The organism is Gordonia sp. OPL2, assembly GCF_003797825.1.
Classification (GTDB): Bacteria; Actinomycetota; Actinomycetes; order Mycobacteriales; family Mycobacteriaceae; genus Gordonia.
The window spans coordinates 236,672-258,467 of sequence record NZ_RKME01000001.1; the positions used below are offsets into that span (position 1 = coordinate 236,672).

Here is a 21,796-nt window from a genome sequence, read left to right on the forward strand (position 1 = left end):
TGGCCAGACTATGCTTTCGTGCCCGTCGGCCAAAAATTGCGGACGGGCCGCCGACGGCGGGTGACGATGCCGATCAGACCTTCTCCTCGCGATGGTTGCGGACCCGCCGTGCGCGTAGCCATCGGTGCACGGGCAGGTCCTCGAAGAAGAGTGCCGTCATCACGGCGACCATGATGACCCCGGCCAGAAGTCCCTGGGCGAGTACGACTCCGCTGGTGTTCGAACTCGTCGGCATCACCACGATCGCGATGATCGCCGAGACCGCGATGGTCGTGAGCCGGAACCACGGACGGGTCGCCCACGCCGCGAGCGGGATGACCGCCCACAGCAGGTACCACGCCTGGACGAACGGGAAGAACACCACGACTGTGGCCATTGACACACCCAGTGCGCCCAGCGGATGCAGGCGACCGCCCAGCGACGCCAGCATCCACCGGATGATGAACACCGCCGCGACCAACTGCCCGAGCGGGCGGCCCACCTCGAGGATCGCCTGCGTCTGGTCGCCGAGGCCGAGGGCGAGTCCGATGCGTCCGGTCGTCACCGACAGCAGGGTGGGCATCGACATCCATGACCGCACCACACCACCGGTGGACAGGGTGCTCGTCCACCCGAACCCGAGACCGGTGCCGACACAGATCGCGACCATGACCACCACGAGAACGACAGCGAGCACGCCTGCGGAGGCGGTCAGCGCCACGATCGATCGCCGGGATCGCTCCCACCACTGCCCGATGGGCGCATGTCTCAGTGCGGGCAGGTAGGCGCCCCACCGTTGCGCGAGGGCGATGCCGACGAAGCCGAGCGCCAGCATCGAGGTCACCTTGATCATCGCCGACGCCGACAACACCGCTGCGCCGGCGACGAGCGTCCATCCGGCCGCCGACGGCCAGAACGATCCCGGTCTGCGTAATCGGTCACTGCCGTAGATGGCCCGGAAGCAGAGTTCGATGCCGACGAGCATCATGCCCAGCATCAGCGCCTCGTTGTGGATGCCGCCGACCAGGTGGAGGATGAGCAGCGGGTTCATCGCGCCGAGCCACAGGGCCGCGACCGACGACACGCCGCACCGTCTCGCGAGCCGGGGCAGCGCCCAGACGATCAGTGCGATCCCGACCAGGGCCAGCAGCCGGTGCAGGAAGATGGCCGCGGTGATGTTGTCACCGGTCACCGCGGTGATGCCCTTGCCGATCCACAGGAACAGTGGTCCGTACGGCGCGGGGGTGTCGCGCCAGAGGTTGGGGACCGAGCGCGTGAGTACGTCGTCGACGCCGAGCCCGCGCACCGGACTCACCACGTACGGATCCATCCCCTTGAAGGCGATGGCGCTCTGTGCCAGGTAGGAGTAGACATCCTTCGACAACAGGGGCGGGGCGACCACAATCGGCGCGATCCACAACATCAGCGTGCGATCGGCCTGACGGCGGGTCATCCGCCGTTCGGGGCTGCGACCTCCCAGCACCTCGACGCTGAATCGGCCGACGGCGAAACGCCCGAGCAGCAGCCAGGCGACGACGAGCATGATCGTGCCGCCGATCGACAGGGTCAGCGCGGTGCTCCACATCCGCGACGGCAGCGAGAGCACCCGCATGCCGGCGACCGGATTCTGCAGGACCGGGACGGCTCCGGTCCCGAGGGAGCCGATGAGCAACAGCACCGATCCGGTGGCGCCGAACAACTTGATCCGCAGGAGGCGACGGTTCTCGGCCGCGTTGAGCGGTCCGACCTCTCGCTCGTCGTCGTGCAGGCGCGCAACGGCCTTGCCGTAGTCACCTCGGCGTTCGGTGTCTGCGGACGGCGGCGTCGGCCCGGCGCCCGGGGACCGGCTGAGTCCGAGGTAGTCGGCCGCGGGGCGCAGGCGCTCACGCAGCGAGCGGCCCCGACTCCGCGTCACCGTGGTTTCTGGCACGCCGACGACTCTAGTGCCCTGCGGTGACCGGCCCGGTAGCGGATGATCGGCCGGTTCGCCTGTGCCCGGGCCGCGGTGCGTGTTGTCGGCGCCACCGGACGCGATGTCCGACTAAGGGCATCCTTGCTGGCACCCGGGAAGTAATTACGACACACTTGTGTTGTGAAAACCATGAGGAGCAATACAGCGCTGCCCGCAGCCGCGCCGTCGGGCCCCTCCGACGCAGGTGGGGGCCTGGCCGGTCATCACGACGGGCAGACCCGGGCTGCAGTGGTTTCCCTGCTGGTCGAGGACGGGCCGCTGACGGCGACGGAGATCGCTGATCGGCTCGGCATCAGTGCCGCGGGCATCCGACGCCACCTCGATGCGCTGGCCGAGGCCGGTGACGTCGAGACGTCGTCGTCGGGATTCGGGCGCCGGGGACGTGGTCGCCCGGCCAAGTGGTTCCAGCTCACCGCGACGGGCCGCGGCAAGCTGCGCCACGCCTACGACGACCTCGCCGGTGCCGCGATGCGCAAGCTCCGCTCCGTGGGCGGCGAGGAGGCCGTGGAGGAATTCGCACGCGACCGGGTCGAGAAGATCGTCGCGGACGTAATCCCCGCCGAGAGGTCGGGATCGGTCGCGGACACCGTCAACGACATCGCGGATGCACTCACGAGCGCGGGTTTCGCGGCGAACACCCGCGAGGTCGGCACGGGGATGCAGATCTGCCAGCATCATTGTCCGGTCGCCCACGTCGCCGCCGAGTTCCCGCAGTTGTGCGAGGCGGAGACCGCGGTCTTCACCGAACTCCTGGGGACGCACGTGCAGCGCCTGGCGACCATCGCCAACGGGGACTGCGCGTGCACGACCCACGTCCCGCTCCATCCACCGCCGGAAGGCACCAGGGTCCCGCCCGCAGGGGGCTCCGCCACGACAGAGAGCGATGCACAGCCCGCATCCGCTCACCCGAAGAAGACGAGTCGAAAGGCCTCGCGATGACAGTCACCGACCCCACCGTGACCGACACCTCTGCGACAGACGCAGGGTCGGCCCCCACGAAGCCGGCGCCGCTGACCCAGGAAGAGACCATCGCGTCCCTGGGCAAGTACGGCTACGGCTGGGCCGATTCCGATGTGGCGGGCGCGAGCGCGCAGCGCGGCCTGTCCGAAGCGGTCGTCGCCGACATCTCGGGCAAGAAGAGCGAGCCCGAGTGGATGCTCGAGCAGCGGCTCAAGGCCCTGCGCATCTTCGACCGTAAGCCGATGCCGCACTGGGGCGCCGAGCTCGACGGCATCGACTTCGACAACATCAAGTACTTCGTCCGGTCGACGGAGAAGCAGGCCGCCACGTGGGACGACCTTCCCGAGGACATCAAGAACACCTACGACAAACTGGGCATCCCCGAGGCCGAGAAGCAGCGCCTCGTGTCGGGTGTCGCCGCCCAGTACGAGTCCGAGGTCGTCTACCACCAGATCCGTGAGGATCTCGAGGAGCAGGGCGTCATCTTCCTCGACACCGACACCGCGCTCAAGGAGCACCCGGAGATCTTCCAGGAGTACTTCGGGACCGTCATCCCCGCGGGCGACAACAAGTTCTCCGCGCTGAACACCGCCGTCTGGTCGGGTGGCTCGTTCATCTACGTGCCGCCGGGCGTCCACGTGGACATCCCGCTGCAGGCCTACTTCCGGATCAACACCGAGAACATGGGTCAGTTCGAGCGGACCCTGATCATCGTCGACGAAGGCGCCTACGTGCACTACGTCGAGGGCTGCACCGCACCCATCTACAAGACCGACTCGCTGCACTCCGCGGTGGTCGAGATCATCGTGAAGAAGGGCGGACGCTGCCGCTACACGACCATCCAGAACTGGTCGAACAACGTCTACAACCTGGTCACCAAGCGCGCCAAGGCCGAGGCCGGCGCCACGATGGAGTGGATCGACGGCAACATCGGGTCCAAGGTGACGATGAAGTACCCGGCCGTGTGGCTGACCGGCGAGCACGCCAAGGGTGAGGTCCTCTCGGTCGCCTTCGCGGGCGAGGGGCAGCACCAGGACACCGGCTCGAAGATGGTGCACCTGGCACCGAACACCTCGAGCAACATCGTGTCGAAGTCGGTCGCCCGCGGTGGTGGACGTGCGTCCTACCGAGGGCTGATCAAGGTCAACAACGGCGCCCACGGCAGCCGGTCGACGGTGAAATGTGATGCGCTGCTGGTCGACACGATCTCGCGCAGCGACACGTACCCGTACGTCGACATCCGTGAGGACGACGTGACCATGGGCCACGAGGCGACGGTGTCGAAGGTCAGTGACGATCAACTGTTCTACCTGATGAGCCGCGGCCTGACCGAGGACGAGGCGATGGCGATGGTGGTCCGCGGATTCGTGGAGCCGATCGCCAAGGAACTCCCGATGGAGTACGCGCTCGAACTCAACCGCCTGATCGAACTGCAGATGGAAGGAGCCGTCGGCTGATGGCAGATCCCACGATTCCGGTCACCACGCCGGGCGCGGATGCCCCGGTCAACGGCGGCGAAGCCGCCCCCGTGAACGGCGGCGAAGCCGCCCCGGTCAACAAGGGCGAGATGTTCACGTCGTTCGACGTGAACGCGTTCGAGGTGCCCAGCCCTCGTGAAGAGGTGTGGCGGTTCACCCCGTTCCGTCGTCTGCGCGGCCTGCACGACGGCTCCGCGCAGCGGACCGCCGACCCGACGATCGAGGTGTCCGGCGCGTCCGAGGGCGTGACGGTGGAGACCGTCGGTCGCGACGACAACCGCCTCGGCGACGGTGGCGTCCCGTTCGATCGTGTTGCCGCCCAGGCCTTCTCGTCGTTCAGCGACGCGACGATCGTCACCGTGGGTCGCGAGGTCGAACTCGGTGAACCGGTCGTGGTCAAGCTGACCGGTCCGGGTGAAGGCGAGGTGGCCTTCGGTCACGTCCAGATCCGGCTCGAGCCGTTCGCCCGTGCCGTGGTCGTCCTCGACCAGGACGGCAGCGGCACCTACGCCGAGAACATCGAGTTCGTCGTCGGCGACCAGGCATCGCTCACCGTGGTCAACGTCCACGACTGGGCCGATGACGCCGTGCACGTGGCCGCACATCACATCCGGGTGGGCCGCGACGCCGTGGTCCGGCACTTCGCGATCAGCCTGGGCGGCAACCTGGTCCGTCTCTCGCCGGTCGTGCACTACGACGCCCCCGGTGGCGATGCCGAACTCTGGGGACTGTACTTCGCGGACGCGGGACAGCATCTCGAGCAGCGTCTGCTCGTCGATCACAGTCAGCCGCACTGCCGGTCGAACGTGGTGTACAAGGGTGCGCTGCAGGGCGATACGAGCGGTGACCGGACGCGGGAGGCGCACACGGTGTGGATCGGCGACGTGCTGATCCGTCCGGCCGCCGAGGGCACCGACACCTTCGAGCTGAATCGCAACCTGGTCCTGACCGACAATGCCCGGGCGGACTCGGTCCCGAACCTGGAGATCGAGACCGGCGAGATCGTCGGCGCCGGACACGCCAGCGCGACAGGACGCTTCGACGACGAGCAGCTGTTCTACCTGCAGGCGCGAGGAATCCCGGAGGACCAGGCACGACGCCTGGTGATCCGCGGCTTCTTCCGCGAGATCATCGCGAAGATCTCTGTGCCGGACCTGCGCGAGCGGCTCGAGGCAGCCATCGAGTCCGAACTCGAACTCGCCGGCGCCTGAGCCGACGCCACCGGCCCCACACGACCGAGAACCCGACCGCTGATCGAGTGGACCGAGGCGCGAGCCGAGGTCGTATCGAGATCACAGCCTGAGAAAGACACCCACATGACCACTCTGGAAATCCGTGACCTGCACGTCGACGTCGCACAGAGCGACGCCGACGCCGAGCCCATCCACATCCTCAAGGGCGTCGACCTGACGGTGTCGTCGGGGGAGACGCACGCCATCATGGGCCCCAACGGGTCCGGCAAGTCGACCCTGTCCTACGCGATCGCCGGTCATCCGAAGTATCAGGTGACGCAGGGTTCGATCACTCTGGACGGCGAGGACGTCCTCGAGATGAGCGTCGACGAGCGTGCCCGTGCCGGACTGTTCCTCGCGATGCAGTACCCCGTCGAGGTGCCGGGCGTGTCGATGTCGAACTTCCTGCGGACCGCCGCCACGGCCGTGCGCGGTGAGGCCCCGAAGCTGCGCCACTGGGTGAAGGAGACCAAGGAGGCGATGACGTCTCTCGACATCGACCCGTCCTTCGGCGAGCGCAGCGTCAACGAGGGATTCTCGGGCGGCGAGAAGAAGCGCCACGAGATCCTGCAGCTCGACCTTCTCAAGCCGCGGATCGCGATCCTCGACGAGACCGACTCCGGCCTCGACGTCGACGCTCTTCGTGTGGTGAGCGAGGGGGTCAACCGCTACAAGGAGCGCGAGCACGGTGGCGTCCTGCTGATCACCCACTACACCCGGATCCTGCGATACATCCAGCCCGATTTCGTCCATGTGTTCGTCAACGGTCGGATCGTCGAGTCGGCCGGACCCGAGCTCGCCGACGAGCTCGAAGAGAACGGCTACATCCGGTTCACCTCGGCGGCTGCCGCAGGCTGACCCTGCCGGTGAAGGAGGCATCCTCGTGACCCTGTCACCCGAAACCGTCTCGTCGACAACTCCGTCGTCGTCGCTGGATGTCGAGCGGTTGCGTGCGGACTTCCCGATTCTGACGCGCACCGTCCGCGACGACAAACCCCTGGTGTATCTGGACTCGGGGGCGACGTCGCAGCGACCCGTCCAGGTACTCGACGCCGAGCGAGAGTTCCTGACCACGCACAATGCCGCGGTGCATCGTGGTGCGCATCAGCTCGCCGAGGAGGCGACCGACGCCTACGAGATCGCCCGCGCGAAGATCGCCGATTTCGTCGGGGCGACCCCGGACACCGTCGTGTTCACCAAGAACGCCACCGAGGCGCTCAACCTCATCACCTACACGCTCGGCGACGACCGATCGGCTCCGCTGCTCGATGGCTCCCGCCTGGGTCCGGGCGACACGGTCGTGATCACCGAACTCGAACACCACGCGAATCTCGTGCCGTGGCAGGAACTCTGCCGTCGGACCGGCGCCACGCTGCGGTGGTACGGCGTCACCGACGACGGACGCATCGATCTCGACTCGCTGGATCTCGACGAGACCGTCAAGGTCGTGTCGTTCACGCATCAGTCGAATGTGACCGGTGCCGTCGCCGACGTCCCCGAGTTGGTCCGGCGCGCACGTGCGGTCGGCGCGCTGGTGGTGCTCGACGCCTGCCAGTCGGTTCCGCACATGTCGGTCGATCTCGCGGATCTCGACGTCGATGCCGCGGCGTTCTCCGGGCACAAGATGTTCGGGCCGTCGGGTGTCGGCGTCCTCTACGGCAAGGCGGCCCTGCTGGAGGCATTGCCGCCCTTCATCACCGGCGGATCGATGATCGAGACGGTGTCGATGGAGGTGTCCACCTATGCACCGCCGCCGCAGCGGTTCGAGGCCGGCGTCCCCATGACGTCGCAGGTGGTCGGTCTCGGTGCGGCGGTGGACTATCTCGAGGCGCTCGGGATGGACGTCATCGCCGAGCACGAGCACCGGCTGACCGCCTACGCGCTGGAGCGGCTACACGACATCGACGGCGTCCGGATCATCGGTCCGGCCACCCCGGAGTCGCGTGGCGGTGCGGTCTCGTTCGTGGTCGACGGCATCCACGCCCACGACCTCGGACAGATTCTCGACGACGACGGTGTCGCGATCCGTGTCGGTCACCACTGCGCCTGGCCGCTGCACAAGCGATTCGGCGTGGCGGCGACGGCACGCGCATCGTTCGCCGCCTACAACACACAGCCCGAGATCGACGTGCTGGCGGACGCGATCGTGCGTGCCCAGACGTTCTTCGGGGTGAGGTAGCGCCATGCGCATGGAGCAGATGTACCAGGAAGTGATCCTGGATCACTACAAACACCCACACGGCCGAGGACTGCGCGACCCGTACGGCGCCGAGGTGCATCACGTCAACCCGACCTGCGGCGACGAGGTCACCCTCCGGGTCGCCCTCTCCGCCGACGGTGCGACCGTCGAGGACATCTCCTACGACGGCCAGGGGTGCTCGATCTCGCAGGCGTCGACATCGGTGATGCACGATCAGCTCGTCGGACAACCGGTCGACGACGCATTGGCCACCCTGGACTCGTTCAGCGCGATGATGACCTCGCGCGGCGCGGACGCGGGTGACGAGGACGTCATCGGCGACGGCATCGCCTTCGCCGGCGTGAGCAAGTACCCGGCACGTGTGAAGTGTGCGTTGCTGGGATGGATGGCCTTCAAGGACGCGTTGGCCCGAACAGTGGACGGCACCCCGTCCACGGAATCGTCAGGAGCACAGTCAGCATGAGCGACGACACCACCACCACGTCGGCGGCCACCGGCACCCCGTCGGCCACGGTCCCACCCGAGGCGCCGACAACCTCACTGCCACTGCTGGAGGACGTCGAGGAGGCGATGCGCGACGTCGTCGACCCGGAGCTGGGGATCAATGTGGTCGACCTCGGCCTCGTCTACGGCATCGATATCACCGACGACGCAGTCGCGAAGATCGACATGACCCTGACGTCCGCGGCATGCCCGTTGACCGACGTCATCGAGGACCAGTCCCGGGCAGCGCTGGTCAACAGCGGACTGTGCACGGACATGGAGATCAACTGGGTGTGGATGCCGCCGTGGGGTCCGGACAAGATCACCGACGACGGCCGTGAACAGTTGCGGGCGTTGGGCTTCACTGTCTGAGCCCTGCGATGACCGGCACGTCCGACGAACAACCGCCCGCCGAGGGTCGGTTCCGCCGTGTACGCCGCTGGCAGCCACCGCGTCATGAGTCGCGGGTCGAGAAGATGATCCGTGAGGCGACCGAGCGCGGCGAGTTCGACAACCTGCCCGGGATGGGCAAGCCGCTCGACCTGAGCGACGCCGACGATCCCGACTGGTGGGTGAAACGCAAGATCCGGGACGAGAATCTGGATTCGTCGGCGCTGCTGCCCATGCCGTTGCAATTGCGCAAGGAGGCGCAGGATTTCCCGGACTCGTTGGTCGCCATCGCCGACGAGGACGCGGTCCGCGAGATCCTCACGGACTTCAATCGCCGTGTGCGCGAAGCGCATCTGGGGGCGCGGGCCGGAGTGCCGACCCTGGTCACCGCGCACACCGTCGACGTCGAGGATCTGATCGACAGGTGGCGGGAGCTGCGCCGGTCCCGCGGTTGACCGTCGCACGGGTCCGGATCCCGGCCGTCCGCGACAACGGGTTGCACCGACGCGGAGGCGGTCCCCGAGAACGGTAAACCCGTTGCGGGCATCAGTAGGGTTTGCCGTGTGATGATGACTCTCGAGGTGCGCGGCGACGGTGAGACGCCGTCCACCGACCTCGGCTACCTGTTGCACAAGCACCCGGATCGGATGCAGTCCTTCGACACGTCGCAGGGCACCGCTCGGGTCTTCTATCCCCGGGCGAGCGCGCAGGAGTGCCGGGTGGCACTGCACGTCGACGGCGAGGGCGTCCGTTCCCGTGACGAGGCGCAGCGCCACGTCAGCACGATCCCGTATGCCGCGTCGTCCCGGTTCGTTGTCGCGATCGGCAAGGTGTTCGGTGACGCACTCGCCGGCCGCTGCGCCCGTCCCGAGTTGGTCGAGCATTCCTGGCCGATCGCCATCACCGTGCCGTCGGTACCCGTCGGGGGAGCGCTGGGACCCGACGAGCTCTTCACGCCGTTGGGCTGGAGTGTCGGGGTGTCCCGGCAGCCGCTGGCACCGTCGGGGTGGGGCGACTCGCCGTATGCCACCGTCACACTCGAGGGGCGGCACACGGTCCGTGACGCACTTCGTCACCTCTGCGTACTGCTGCCCGTGATCGCCGACGACAAGCACTATTTCGTCGACGAACTCGAGATCGACAAGCTCGAGCGACTCGGTGACGGCTGGCTGTCCACACACCCGCATCGCGACCGCATCATCAGTGGTTACGTCAAACGTGTCCGTCCGCTGGTCGATCTCGCCGTCGACCGGCTCACCGGAGCCGATCCGATCGGTCCGGACACGGCCGATTCGCGGGTCGCGCTGCCTCAGGAGAGCGCCCGCCAGGCCGGGTCGACGGTCGCCGACCGTCGGGAGGGTCTGGCCCGCAGACGACTCGACGCCGTCGTCGAGTCGGTTCGGGCGGCGCGCGGACGGTCGGTCCTCGACCTGGGATGCGGCGAGGGGCGGCTCCTCGATGCGCTGGCCGCCGACGGCGCCTGCACGCGTCTGGCGGGAGTCGATGTGTCCGTGGCGGCCCTGCGACGCGCCGCCGAGCGGCTCGAGCGCCGACGCGATGTCGACCTGTGGCAGTCGTCGTTGATGTACGGCGACACACGTTGCCGCGGTTTCGACGTCGCCGTGCTGATGGAGGTCATCGAACACATCGACCAGGCGCGGCTGCCCGTGGCGGTCGCATCGGTCTTCGACGGCATGGCCCCGGCCACCGTCGTCGTGACGACACCGAACCGCGACCACAACTCTCGCTACGGCCTCGGCCCCGACGAGTACCGGCACCCGGATCACCGATTCGAGTTCACCCGTGCGGAGTTCGCGCGATGGTGCGCCGATGTCGCCGACGAGTACCGCTATACCGTGGTGCTCGGCGAGATCGGCGATCCCGACGCCGAGGTCGGGGCGCCGACCCAGAGTGCCGTGTTCACACGGATCGACGAGGTGAGCCGATGACCACACCGATATCAACACAGCCGACCACCGACGAGCCGACGACCATCGAACTGCCAGATCTGTGTCTGGTCGTCCTCGTCGGGGTCTCCGGATCCGGGAAGTCCACCTTCGCCCACAAGCACTTCCGTGACACCGAGGTGTTGTCGTCGGACACGTTCCGGGGCCTCGTCGCCGACGACCCGACCGATCAGGGGGCCACCGCGGACGCGTTCGGTGCGCTGTTCGACGTCGCCGCACGACGGTTGCGCCGCGGACTGCTGACCGTCGTCGATGCCACGTCGGTTCGGCCCGAGGACCGACGCAGCCTGCTCGGCCTCGCCAAGGAGCACGACGTGTTCGCCGTCGCCGTGGTCCTCGACGTCGAACTCGATGTGCTCAAGCGACGGTCGGTCACGCGCACGGATGTCGGCGAACAGGTCGTGATCCGTCAGCACCGTCTGATGCGGCAACAGGGGAAGAACCTGCGCAAGGAAGGTTTTCGTTTCGTCCACCGACTGGACGGCGCGTCGGCGGTCGAGGCCGCGACTGTCTCCCGGACACGGCTGTTCAACGACCTCACCGACCAGCACGGCCCGTTCGACATCATCGGCGATGTGCACGGCTGCCGTGCCGAACTCGAGGAACTGCTGCGCGATCTGGGATGGACGGTCGCGCTGTCGCCGGACGGTGGAGTCGACGTGGTCGAACACCCGCAGGGCCGGCGAGCGGTGTTCGTCGGGGATCTGGTCGATCGGGGACCCGACACTCCCGGGGTGCTGCGGCTGGTCATGTCGATGGTCGCGTCGGGCCGGGCGATCTGTGTCCGCGGCAATCACGAGGAGAAGCTGCTCCGAGCATTGCGGCAACGGGTGGGTGCCGGTCGGGCGGACAAGCCGGTGCAGCTCACGCACGGCTTGGCCGAGTCCATCGAACAGCTCGATGCGTGCACCGCCGGATTCCGCACGGCGGTCATCGAATTCCTCGACGGACTGGTCTCCCACTATGTCCTCGACGACGGGCGCCTGGTGGTCTCACATGCAGGTCTGGCCCAGCGGTACCACGGGCGGACGTCGGGGCGTGTCCGCAACCTGGCCATGTACGGCGAGACCACCGGCGAGCGGGACCGGTGGGGGTACCCGATCCGTGTCGATTGGGCTCGCGACTACCGGGGTGATGCGCGGGTGGTGTACGGACACACGCCCGTTCCGGCCGCTGCCTGGACCAACAACACGGTGTGCATCGACACCGGCTGTGTGTTCGGTGGGCGCCTCACCGCGCTGCGGTATCCGGAGGACGAACTCGTCGATGTCGCTGCCGACCGGACGTACTGGCCCTCGGAGCGTCCGATGGGATACGGGGACTCGGCGGCCGATGCGCGCGTGCGGGCCGGCCTGAACCTCGACGACGTCGTCGGAAAGCGTACCGTCGCCACACGTTTCGGACCGCCGGTGACCGTTCGGGAGGAGAACGCGGCGGCCGCGCTCGAGGTGATGTCGCGATACGCGGTGGACCCCCGCTGGTTGCGCTATCTGCCTCCGACGATGAGTCCGGCCGGCAGCGCCGATCCCGGGCTGCTGGAGGACCCGCAGTCGGCGTTCGCGGCCTACGCCGAACTCGGCGTGCCCGAGGTGATCTGCGAGGAGAAGCACATGGGTTCGCGGGCGATCGTGGTGGTGACCCGTGACGACGACGCCGCCCGCCTCGGATTCGGTGTGCACGACGGCGGGCTCGGCGCGATCTACACACGGACAGGCCGACCGTTCTTCGAGCCGGGGGCCACCGGTGCCCTTCTCGCGAGGATCCGCTCCGCGGCGCAGGGTGTGTTCGACGAGCTGGAATGTCGTCGACTGATCCTCGACGCTGAGATCCTCCCCTGGAACATCAAGGGTGAGAGCCTGATTCGTGATCAGTTCGCGTCCGTCCCGGCTGCGGCGGGACCGGAATTGACGCTGCTGGCATCGGAGTTGCGTGGGGCCGCGGAGCGCGGGCTCGACGTTGCGGAGCAGATCGCCGCGACAACCCGCCGCAGCACCGACGTATCGGCGTTCGCCGAAGCCCTGCTCCGCTATGTCCTGCCGCATGCGGGGATCGACGACATCCGCATCGCGCCGTTCGAGGTGCTCGCCGCCGGAGCGGACGGAGCCGACGAGACGTTCGAGACCCGTCCGCACACCTGGCATCTCGAGATCGCCGACCGCCTGGTGGACGCCGACCCGGGAATGTTCACCACCACGCGCCGACGTGTCGTCGACGTCGGATCGGAGCGTTCGCGTGCCGACGGCGCGGCGTGGTGGTCGGATCTGACGGCGGCCGGGGGAGAGGGCATCGTCGTCAAACCGATCGGCAACCTCGTACGGGACGCACGCAATCGGGTCGTGGTACCCGGGCTGAAGGTGCGGGGAGCGGAGTACCTGCGCCTCATCTACGGGCCGTCGTATCTCGACGACCTGTCCCGGCTGCGCTCTCGCGACCTGCGCCACAAGCGTTCCATGGCGATGCGTGAGTATCAGCTCGCCCGCGAGGCGCTCGCGCGCCACCGCGACGGGGCACCGCTGTGGCGAATCCACGAATGCGTGTTCGCGATCCTCGCGTGCGAGTCCGAGCCGGTCGATTCGCGGCTCTGAGCCGCTCGGGATGGCACCGGACGAAAGTCCTGGACGTCGGTTTTCGACTCAGTCCTCGACGTCACAGCGCACATGGTTACCGTGGAGGTGTACCAACCAACGCGAATGTCGGAAGAGGTGCGCGATGACCGTGAACGACCCGATCCCGTCCGCCGACGACGCAGACCTCATCGAGCAGTCGATCGAGGTCGACGACGACTCGCAGGACTACCCGGCCACCGACCGGGACGTCATCACCGACGAGTCCGAGGCGTTCGCCCCGGTGACCCTGGACCAGCGTCACTGACGTTGCCTGACCGGCCTCGGGACAGCGTCACCGCCCCGATCGTGTCACCGCCCCGGTCGTGTCACCGCCCGGTCAGGACGGCGCGGGCCAGCGCGCGTCGAGTCCGGTGGTCGGCTCGCCCGAACAGGGTGAGCATCGCAGCGACGGAGCCGGACAGGTCCGTACGTCCGGACAGGTAGGCCCGCTGGCGCGCCACCGGGAGGCGGGCGAAGGCGGCGAAGAACTCGCGGGTCTGGTCTGCGTCGAGAGCCAGCAGTGCGTGCAATCCCGCGGTACGCAGCCGGTGGACCGCCCGGCCGCCGGTCGGCCAGAGGTCATCGGCAGGATCTCGCCCGGCGGCCACCGCATCCGCCACGACGGTCGCCGCGGCGAGCGACATGCCGACGCTGTAGCCGGTTGCCGGGTGCAGGAGTCCGCCTCGTGCTCCGAACGGCAGCGGCGTGCGCCGCCACGGTGAGTCGACGCCCTCGAGCGAGAACGAGACGGATTCCGTGTCGAGGGCGTCGTCGGTGAGCCGGCCCAGGCGCGCCTGGAGCCGGGCACGCAGCGCGGTGATGGACAGCGGCGGGTCCCCGGCCAGACAGGTCTCCTCCAGCAGGACCCGCTCGTCGTCGAGCGGGATCGCGTAGAGGAACGACGGAACGCCCGAGTCGCCGAATGTGGCGCCGGCGGCCTCCTCGAGGGGCGCCCAGTCCATCAGCACCGCCTCGGCAGCACCGAGTACCGGACGTGCCCGCTCCCGGGTGACCACGACGCCGAAGGCGGTCTGGCGCGGTCCCTGGCCGGACGTGCCGCGGGCGTCGACGACGGTGGACGCCCGGACGATGCCGGAGTCGGTGATCACGTGGTCGGGAGCGACCCGGGTCGCGCGCTCGGGGACGATGCGTGCCCCATCGACGGTCAGGGCACGCTGTAGTCCGGCGTTGTCGAGCACGCTGTAGCCGCGGGCGATCCGAGTTGCGTCGGGTGTGCGGATCTCGACCGATGACACGTGGGCGGACACGGCACCGGCCGGCAGCCACGGCGGCAGCTCGTCGGTCCAACACGCATAGGTCGGTCGCCAGGTCGCGCCCGGACGGGGATCGACGATCGTGACGGTCATCCCCCGAAGGAGCAGACGGTGGGCCAGTGCGCGACCCGCGGGCCCCGCACCGACCACGGCCACGTCGGTGATCCCGGCGGTCACATCGAGCCGGTGGACAGGGTTCCGCCGTCGACGGCCAGTGTCTGCCCCGTGATCCACCCCGACTCCGGGGAGGCGAGGAACGCGGCGGCCCGCGCGATGTCGTCAGGCTCGCCGAGACGACCCAGTGGATAGGACTTGAGTGCGCGGGCCTCGTTGTCGCCGGCGATCAGATCCTTGGCGAATTGGGTGCGCACGATGGCCGGCGCGATCGCGTTCACCCGGATGTTCGCCGGCCCGAGTTCCCAGGCGAGTTCGGACGTCAGCCGGATCATCGCCGCCTTCGACGCGCCGTAGGCCGCGATGACCCCGGTGGAGCGGATACCGGCGACCGATGAGATGTTGACGACCGCGCCGCCGCGCTCGCGCATACCGGCGTGGAAGGCCTGTTGGATGAAGCCGAGCGCGGCCACGACGTTGGTGTCGAGGAGTTTGCGGAACCCACCCAGGTCGGCGTCCATCAGCGGACCGAACAACGGGTTGATCCCGGTGTTGTTGATGAGGATGTCGATTCCACCGCCCTGCGCGACCGTCGCGGCGACTGCCTCCGCGCGGTGAGTTTCGTCACCGGTGTTACCCGGGCACGCGGTCACCGTGGCGCCGGGAACCGCTTCGCGGATCGACTCCGCGGCGGCCTCGAGTGGGTCGGGTTTGCGGCTGGTGACGACCACCGCGGCACCACGTCGGGCCAGTTCGGTGGCGATCGCCAGGCCGATGCCGCGGCTCGCGCCGGTCACCAGTGCGGACTTGCCGGTCAGGTCTGAGGACAGCTGTGTGGGTGTGGGTTCGGTCACGCTCCACACGGTAGTGGCAGTGCCATCGGCGGGTGGCGTCCTCGGGTGGAAAATCCGGTGGCGGGACGTGGGTAGACTGATTCGTCGTGATCACCGCGACCGACCTGGAAGTTCGAGCGGGTGCTCGGACCCTGTTGTCGGCGCCCGGCTCCGCCCTTCGTATCCAGCCCGGCGACCGGATCGGCCTCGTCGGTCGTAACGGAGCCGGCAAGACGACGACCCTGCGAATCCTCGCCGGCGAGACCGAGCCGTATGCCGGCTCCATCCTGCGCAGCGGCGAGCTCGGATATCTGCCGCAGGATCCCAAGGAGGGTGACCTCGACGTCCTGGCCAAGGACCGCGTCCTGTCGGCGCGTGGCCTCGATTCGATCCTGCACCAGATGGAGAAGCAGCAGGCGTTGATGGCCGAGGCCGCCGACGACCGGATTCGCGACAAGGCGGTGTCGAAGTACGGGCGGCTCGAGGAGCGGTTCTCCGCGCTCGGCGGCTACGTGGCCGAATCCGAGGCGGCCCGGATCTGCAACAGCCTCGGCCTGCCCGACCGCGTCCTCGGGCAGCCGTTGCGCACCCTGTCCGGTGGCCAGCGCCGGCGTATCGAGTTGGCGCGCATCCTGTTCGCCGCCTCCGACGGCTCGGGGAAGTCCGATACCACACTCCTGCTCGACGAGCCCACCAACCACCTCGACGCCGACTCGATCACCTGGCTGCGCGGGTTCCTGCAGAACCACGAGGGCGGGCTCGTCGTGATCAGCCACGACGTCGAACTGCTCGCGGACGTCGTCAACCGGGTCTGGTTCCTCGATGCCGTCCGTGGCGAGGCCGACGTCTACAACATGGGCTGGAAGCGCTACCTCGACGCGCGCGCGACCGACGAACAACGTCGCAAGCGCGAACGCGCGAACGCGGAGAAGAAGGCGAGTGCGCTGCGCACCCAGGCGGCGAAGCTGGGTGCGAAGGCGACGAAAGCGACCGCGGCACAGAACATGCTCAAACGCGCCGACCGCATGCTCGACGCGCTCGACGAGGAGCGGGTGGCCGACCGGACCGCACGCATCCGGTTCCCCGAGCCCGCATCGTGCGGCAAGACCCCGTTGATGGCCAGTGGGCTCACCAAGAACTACGGGTCGCTGGAGATCTTCACCGGCGTCGACCTCGCGATCGACAAGGGCAGCCGGGTCGTCGTACTCGGGCTCAACGGCGCGGGCAAGACGACGCTGCTGAAACTGCTCGCCGGTGTCGAGAAGCCCGACGCCGGGACCATGGATCCGGGTTACGGGCTGAAGATCGGCTACTTCGCACAGGAACACGACACCCTCGACGACATGGCCTCGGTGTGGGAGAACATCCGTCACGCCGCCCCGGATGCGGGAGAACAGGATCTGCGAGGGTTGTTGGGCGCGTTCATGTTCAGCGGTGCGCAACTCGATCAGCCTGCCGGTACGCTCTCGGGCGGTGAGAAGACCCGACTCACGCTCGCCGGTCTGGTGTCGTCGGCGGCGAACGTGCTGCTGCTCGACGAACCGACGAACAACCTCGACCCGATCTCGCGAGAGCAGGTTCTCGACGCGCTGCGCAGTTACACGGGTGCGGTCGTGCTGGTGACCCACGATCCCGGCGCCGCCGCCGCGCTCGATCCGCAGCGAGTGATCTTGCTGCCGGACGGGACCGAGGACCACTGGTCCGACGAATACCAGGAGCTCATCGAACTCGCCTGAGCCACCGCCTATCCCGAGCTGATCGGGCCCTCACGTGAGCAGCGCCGCGCTCCGCAGTGCGGTCATCAGGTGGTCGGTGGTGTGTCGGTCGCCGACGGTGACACGACACCCATGCTCGGCGAACTCCCGCGTGACGACGCCTGCCGTGCGCAGCATGCGCCCGATCGCGAGGCCATCGGAGCCGGGAAGGTAGACGAAGTTCGCCTGACCGGGTAGGACGTGACAGCCGATGGCTCGCAACATCGTCGTCAGACGGTCGCGTTCGGCGCTGGTCGCCCGGACGCGCTCGGCCAGTTCCCGCTGTGCGCCGAGTGCGATGGGGACAGCGAGGTGCGCCGCCGCCCCCACCGAGAACGGCACCTCGTGCGCGCGTGCCGCGGGGATCGTCCACCTCGATCCCACTGCGTAGCCCACGCGGAGACCGGCGAGGCCATAGGCTTTCGAGAACGTCCGCAGGACAACCAGATTCGGGTGATCCTCGACCATCGACCGAACGTCCGGCGGGTCCGTGGAGTACTCCACGTAGGCCTGGTCGAGGATCACCGTCACCTCGGGTGGGATCGTGTCGAGGAACCTGCGCAACGCGGTCTCGCCGACGACGGCACCGGTCGGATTGTGCGGCGAGCACACGATCACCGCGGTCGTCCGCGGTCCCGCGCAGTCGGCGAGTGCGTCGAGGTCGGGTCCTCCGTCGGAGGTGAGCGGGGTGGGATCGAGCCGCAGGCCGAGCATGTCCGCGATCATGCCGAAACCGTCGAACGTCGGAACCGGGGTCGCGATCCGCGCGTCGGGCACACCCTGCCGACGGGCCCGTGACGCGCAGTCGGCGAGGATCGCGACGGCGACCGCGGTGGCGCCTGCACCCACGGTGACCTGCTCGGCGGCGACGTCGAGATGATCGGCGATGATGCCACGCAGCGCGTCCGGCCGCATCGGGGGATAGCGGTTCTCGGCACCCACGCCCGCGCGCAGCGCCGCGAGCACCGACGGCAGAGGTGGATGGACGGATTCGTTGAGGTCGCAACGGATCTCGGTGATCGGCCCGTCCGTCGGCGCCGGTGACCCCAGCACTGCGGTCACGTACGCGCGTTCCAGCGGATCGCACCGGCAGCCGCGAAATCGCCCGCGTGGGCGAACGCCGACATCATGATGACGTCGCCGGCCCGGACCCGTCCGGCATCGATGGCCGCATCGAGCGTCATCGGGATGCCGACGCCGAACAGGTTGCCGCACTCGTCGAACGTGTCGGGGTGACGGTCCTGCGGCAGTTCGAGGGCGTCGCGCCAGTTCCGCAGGAAGATGCGGTTCGGCTGATTCGTGACGAACAGATCGAGGTCGCGGGGAGCGACACCGATCCGGTGCGCCAGTTCGAGCGCGACCTCGGGCACCATACGGTTGCCCCGGGCAAGGACCTTTGCGATCTTCGCCTCGGTGAATCCGACGTGGATCTGGCCGGGCCCCGCCTCCCAGTACTTCCGCTCCGGCTCGGCGACGGCCGTCATGTCCGCCGAGTACTCGCCGAACGACCGGCATTCGGTGCCCAACACCGGGTTCCCGTCGTCGCCCACGGTGAGTGTGGCCACGGCGGCACCGTCGCCGGGGACTGCTGCCTGCGCCTTGGACCGCACCTGCTGCTGGGTGAAGATCTGTCCGGCGCTGTTCTGGGCCAGACCGATCAAGGCCTTCCGACCTCCGTTGGCGCGGAGCAGGGCGCCGGCGATCTCGATCATGTGCACGAAGGCCGCGCATCCGCCGTTGTGGACGTCGAGCACCGTCGTCGGCCGCAGACCGAGCCGGTGCGCGACCTCGCCCACGCATCCGCGCACGGGCACCTCGGGGAGCTGACTGTGCGTCAGGATGACGTCGACGTCGTCGAGGTAGCCGTCGCCGTGACGTTCGGTGAGCCGCCCGGCCGCCTCGACGATCATGTCCGCGGACGTCTCGTTCTCGGCTGCATGGTGCCGGAACGCGGGGGCGCGGAACATGATGTTGTCGGCGAGCTCGTCGGCCTCGGCGAACTGCGCGAAGTACTCGGCCGGAACACGATTCGCCGGCCGGTAGGTGGCGAGGTCGGCGAGGGCGATCGGTGCCAGGGTGATAGGGGTCGGGGTGGGTGTGGTCACGAACGCATCCATTCCGGGGTCAGGGGGAGACCGTTGCGATGGCGGTACTCGGCGATGGCGGTGAGGTTGTCGAGCTCGACCTGATGTCCGGCCGCGAACATGTCCCAGAGGTCGCCGACCCATTCGGTCCGGCCCTCGGGTGCGGTCTCGGGGTACGGGTTGTCGTCGTAGAACGGATGACGGCAGTTCGTCCACAGCACCACCGACCCCGGACGGTCGAGGACGGTGTGGGCGTCGACGACCCGCATCAGATAGATCATCCAGAGATGCTTTCCCTGGTCCCAGGCGCAGTGGTAGTCGACGGTCATCGCGTCGGCGTTGGCGATGGTGCGGACATAGATCTCGGTGTCCTCGTTGAGGCGATCGTGACCCACCCACAGGCCGGGTTCATCAGTGGCAGCGAAATCTCTTGTGCTGTATGTCCATTCCTCCAGTGAGCGCGTGTCGGACAACCAGTCGTACAGGTCCCGGGGCGGCGCCTCGACGTAACCCTGCACGGTGCAGAAGTCGCCGTAGATCTGATGGTGGGGATAGACAGAGCGGACCCGGTCCACGAGCATGGGCATGCTTGCGGCGCGCGAATGGGTCTCGACGCGGACGACGCCGGGGAGCGAAATCGCGGCCGGACCGAGGTCGGAGAGTGCGGACGTGCCTGTGGTCATGAGGTTCCTCTCGGCAGGAAGGGGGCGAAGGGGGCGATCTCGTCGGGGTCGGTGTCGACGACGATGCAGTTGGGGCCGGCGCGGGACATCAGGTCCGCCGCGACCGCGCGGAGTGTGCCGACGTCACGGGCGTGGCGGACGATCAGGTCGGGAAACATGGCGTCGAGTCCGGATGCGATGTCGGTGTGCCGGAAACGGTTGACGCTACCTCTGCCGGGCCCGCTCGGTGTCGTGGGTGGCGACGCGGTGTCCGGGAAGTAGAGATTCTCGCGGGTGACACACATGCCGTGGGCATCGTTGTTCAGCACGATCAGCGTCACGGGAGCGCCGTGTTCGATGGCGGTGTGCAGCTCCATCCCGTGCATGTAGAACGATCCGTCACCGGCGATCACGACGGTGCGGTCGGGACCACCGCCGGTGCGTGCCCCGCCGATCGCGGCGCCGATTCCGGCCGCGATCGCGAAGCCCATCCCGCCCATGCCGAGCGCGACCACGAACCGCCCGCCGGAACCGAACGGGAGGTGATGGATGGCCCCGGCCCCGGCGTTCCCGGCGTCGGCGAACACCGCACACCCGGTGGGCAGGACCTCGCCGATGGTCGTGACGACCTCACGCAGCGTCGGCGTGGTGGCAGGTCCCGATGGCGAGGTCGTCGGGAGCGATGTCCTCGGAACCGCGGGGAGGTCGGGACGACGGGCGAGGTCGCGGGGATGCGTTCCGCGATGCCGGGAAAGTCGTTCGTGCAGAGCCTGTGTCAGCGCGACCAGCGCGAGGTCGAGCGCGGGCGTCTCGACGTGGTCGGCGATCCCGGGCATCCGGGGCGCAATCGCGCCGATGTGGATCACGCGGGTCGCGGCCAGAGTCTCGTCGAGTCCGGCGCGGTCCGTCAGCGACATGCGGCAACCGAGCACCAAGCACATGGCCGCTTCCTGCACGGCCGCGTGTGCCGACGGATGCCCCATCACCCCGGTCACCCCGGCACAGCGCGGACCGCCGACGTCGCGGCCGCCCGGTGACACGACGACCGACGCACCGAGCAGATCGGCGAGATGCCCGACGGTCCCCGACACACCGAGACGTGAGGCCTCTTCGCCGGCCCAGACGCACACGTGTTCGCCGCGGTGAACCGCATGGGCCAACCGGTCGGCGAGATCGTGGATGACCGCGGGTGGCGGTCCGACCCGCTCGGGGAGGGCGACCGGTCCGAGCGGAGCTGCTGCGATCCGTGCCGACTGCACGTCCTTCGGGATCACGAGTGCGGCCGGGAGACCGCGAGACAACGTCGCCAGCGCATCGTCGACGGCGGCGTCGACCTGGACCGGGTCGTCGACGACGGCGCACGATCCGACGACGCCGGAGAGGACGGCAGGCAGGTCGATGGTGTCGGGTGGGCACAGCATGTCCTGGAAGCCACCTCGGCCGACTGTGTGCCGCGGCGCAGTGCCGATGACGGCGAGTACCGGCACCCGGCTGTCGTACGCCTCACCCAGCGCCGGGATCACGTTGAGTGCGCCACCGCCGGACGTCGTGAGGACAGCGGTCGCAGTCCCGTGGATCCGGGCCAGGCCATCAGCCATCGCACCCGCACCGAACTCGTGTTTGGCGACGACCGGACGCATACACGGGTTGCGGATCGCGGCGTCGTACACATCCTCGATGTTGGCCCCGTGCACGCCGAACACCGTGGTGATCCCGGCGCGCAGGAGTCGGGCGACGAGACGGTCGGCCACCGACTGATGGCCGACCGCTCCGGATACGTCCATCCCCACCCCCACATCGTCCCGACG

Annotated in this window: 19 protein-coding genes; 12 read left to right on the top strand and 7 right to left on the bottom strand. The window is 68.4% G+C overall.

From position 1 onward, the window contains the following. Positions 1-73: 73 nt before the first annotated feature. The gene (gene mptB, locus EEB19_RS01095) at positions 74-1,909 is read right to left on the bottom strand and encodes a polyprenol phosphomannose-dependent alpha 1,6 mannosyltransferase MptB (RefSeq protein WP_262365352.1); all 1,836 of its coding nucleotides are present in this window, start codon (positions 1,907-1,909) and stop codon (positions 74-76) included. A 162-nt stretch (positions 1,910-2,071) separates the two neighbouring features. Here mptB and EEB19_RS01100 point away from each other — a divergent pair, with 162 nt between their 5' ends. The 11 genes from EEB19_RS01100 to EEB19_RS01150 all read left to right on the top strand — a co-directional run bounded on the left by EEB19_RS01100 (position 2,072) and on the right by EEB19_RS01150 (position 13,532). After that, complete coding sequence (locus tag EEB19_RS01100) at positions 2,072-2,890, top strand: metalloregulator ArsR/SmtB family transcription factor (RefSeq protein ID WP_316245453.1); 819 nt, start codon at positions 2,072-2,074, stop codon at positions 2,888-2,890. Continuing rightward, positions 2,887-4,368 (top strand): Fe-S cluster assembly protein SufB, encoded by a 1,482-nt coding sequence (sufB, locus tag EEB19_RS01105; protein WP_262365353.1) that lies wholly within the window; start codon positions 2,887-2,889, stop codon positions 4,366-4,368. The genes EEB19_RS01100 and sufB overlap by 4 nt, the downstream gene beginning before the upstream one ends. After that, the gene (gene sufD, locus EEB19_RS01110) at positions 4,368-5,600 is read left to right on the top strand and encodes a Fe-S cluster assembly protein SufD (RefSeq protein WP_187582352.1); all 1,233 of its coding nucleotides are present in this window, start codon (positions 4,368-4,370) and stop codon (positions 5,598-5,600) included. The genes sufB and sufD overlap by 1 nt, the downstream gene beginning before the upstream one ends. A gap of 105 nt (positions 5,601-5,705) precedes the next feature. Continuing rightward, entirely contained in the window at positions 5,706-6,479 is a 774-nt protein-coding gene (sufC, locus tag EEB19_RS01115) for a Fe-S cluster assembly ATPase SufC (RefSeq protein ID WP_187582354.1), read from the top strand. A gap of 25 nt (positions 6,480-6,504) precedes the next feature. Beyond that, positions 6,505-7,800 carry a cysteine desulfurase gene (locus EEB19_RS01120; protein WP_187582356.1) on the top strand — a complete coding sequence of 432 codons (1,296 nt, stop codon included), beginning with the start codon at positions 6,505-6,507 and terminating at the stop codon, positions 7,798-7,800. Positions 7,801-7,804: 4 nt separating this feature from the next. Beyond that, positions 7,805-8,284 carry a Fe-S cluster assembly sulfur transfer protein SufU gene (gene sufU, locus EEB19_RS01125; RefSeq protein ID WP_187582358.1) on the top strand — a complete coding sequence of 160 codons (480 nt, stop codon included), beginning with the start codon at positions 7,805-7,807 and terminating at the stop codon, positions 8,282-8,284. After that, the gene (locus tag EEB19_RS01130) at positions 8,281-8,676 is read left to right on the top strand and encodes a metal-sulfur cluster assembly factor (protein WP_187582360.1); all 396 of its coding nucleotides are present in this window, start codon (positions 8,281-8,283) and stop codon (positions 8,674-8,676) included. The genes sufU and EEB19_RS01130 overlap by 4 nt, the downstream gene beginning before the upstream one ends. Positions 8,677-8,684: 8 nt before the next feature. After that, positions 8,685-9,149: a DUF1992 domain-containing protein gene (locus EEB19_RS01135; protein ID WP_187582362.1), complete on the top strand. Its 465-nt coding sequence runs from the start codon at positions 8,685-8,687 to the stop codon at positions 9,147-9,149. 111 nt (positions 9,150-9,260) lie between these two features. After that, positions 9,261-10,643 carry a 3' terminal RNA ribose 2'-O-methyltransferase Hen1 gene (locus EEB19_RS01140; RefSeq protein WP_187583052.1) on the top strand — a complete coding sequence of 461 codons (1,383 nt, stop codon included), beginning with the start codon at positions 9,261-9,263 and terminating at the stop codon, positions 10,641-10,643. Then, complete coding sequence (locus EEB19_RS01145) at positions 10,640-13,246, top strand: polynucleotide kinase-phosphatase (RefSeq protein ID WP_187582364.1); 2,607 nt, start codon at positions 10,640-10,642, stop codon at positions 13,244-13,246. Before EEB19_RS01140 ends, EEB19_RS01145 begins: the two co-directional genes overlap by 4 nt. A 124-nt stretch (positions 13,247-13,370) precedes the next feature. Further along, on the top strand, positions 13,371-13,532 hold the full coding sequence (locus EEB19_RS01150; protein ID WP_187582366.1) for a hypothetical protein: 162 nt from the start codon (positions 13,371-13,373) through the stop codon (positions 13,530-13,532). A 61-nt stretch (positions 13,533-13,593) separates the two neighbouring features. Here EEB19_RS01150 and EEB19_RS01155 read toward each other — a convergent pair whose 3' ends face one another. Further along, positions 13,594-14,718 carry a lycopene cyclase family protein gene (locus tag EEB19_RS01155; RefSeq protein WP_262365355.1) on the bottom strand — a complete coding sequence of 375 codons (1,125 nt, stop codon included), beginning with the start codon at positions 14,716-14,718 and terminating at the stop codon, positions 13,594-13,596. Then, positions 14,715-15,509: an SDR family oxidoreductase gene (locus tag EEB19_RS01160; RefSeq protein ID WP_187582368.1), complete on the bottom strand. Its 795-nt coding sequence runs from the start codon at positions 15,507-15,509 to the stop codon at positions 14,715-14,717. The genes EEB19_RS01155 and EEB19_RS01160 overlap by 4 nt, the downstream gene beginning before the upstream one ends. Positions 15,510-15,595: 86 nt before the next feature. Here EEB19_RS01160 and EEB19_RS01165 point away from each other — a divergent pair, with 86 nt between their 5' ends. Continuing rightward, positions 15,596-17,224 (top strand): ABC-F family ATP-binding cassette domain-containing protein, encoded by a 1,629-nt coding sequence (locus EEB19_RS01165; RefSeq protein WP_187582370.1) that lies wholly within the window; start codon positions 15,596-15,598, stop codon positions 17,222-17,224. Positions 17,225-17,254: 30 nt separating this feature from the next. Here EEB19_RS01165 and EEB19_RS01170 read toward each other — a convergent pair whose 3' ends face one another. Genes EEB19_RS01170 through EEB19_RS01185 form a run of 4 tightly spaced genes read right to left on the bottom strand, consistent with a single transcriptional unit; the run spans position 17,255 to position 21,772 of the window. Further along, positions 17,255-18,304 carry an aminotransferase class I/II-fold pyridoxal phosphate-dependent enzyme gene (locus EEB19_RS01170; RefSeq protein WP_262365356.1) on the bottom strand — a complete coding sequence of 350 codons (1,050 nt, stop codon included), beginning with the start codon at positions 18,302-18,304 and terminating at the stop codon, positions 17,255-17,257. After that, the gene (locus EEB19_RS01175; protein ID WP_262365392.1) at positions 18,301-19,323 is read right to left on the bottom strand and encodes a 3-oxoacyl-ACP synthase III family protein; all 1,023 of its coding nucleotides are present in this window, start codon (positions 19,321-19,323) and stop codon (positions 18,301-18,303) included. The genes EEB19_RS01170 and EEB19_RS01175 overlap by 4 nt, the downstream gene beginning before the upstream one ends. A gap of 20 nt (positions 19,324-19,343) precedes the next feature. Then, positions 19,344-20,009 (bottom strand): SRPBCC family protein, encoded by a 666-nt coding sequence (locus tag EEB19_RS01180; protein ID WP_187582374.1) that lies wholly within the window; start codon positions 20,007-20,009, stop codon positions 19,344-19,346. After that, positions 20,006-21,772 carry a thiamine pyrophosphate-binding protein gene (locus EEB19_RS01185; RefSeq protein ID WP_187582375.1) on the bottom strand — a complete coding sequence of 589 codons (1,767 nt, stop codon included), beginning with the start codon at positions 21,770-21,772 and terminating at the stop codon, positions 20,006-20,008. Before EEB19_RS01185 ends, EEB19_RS01180 begins: the two co-directional genes overlap by 4 nt. Positions 21,773-21,796: the final 24 nt, after the last annotated feature.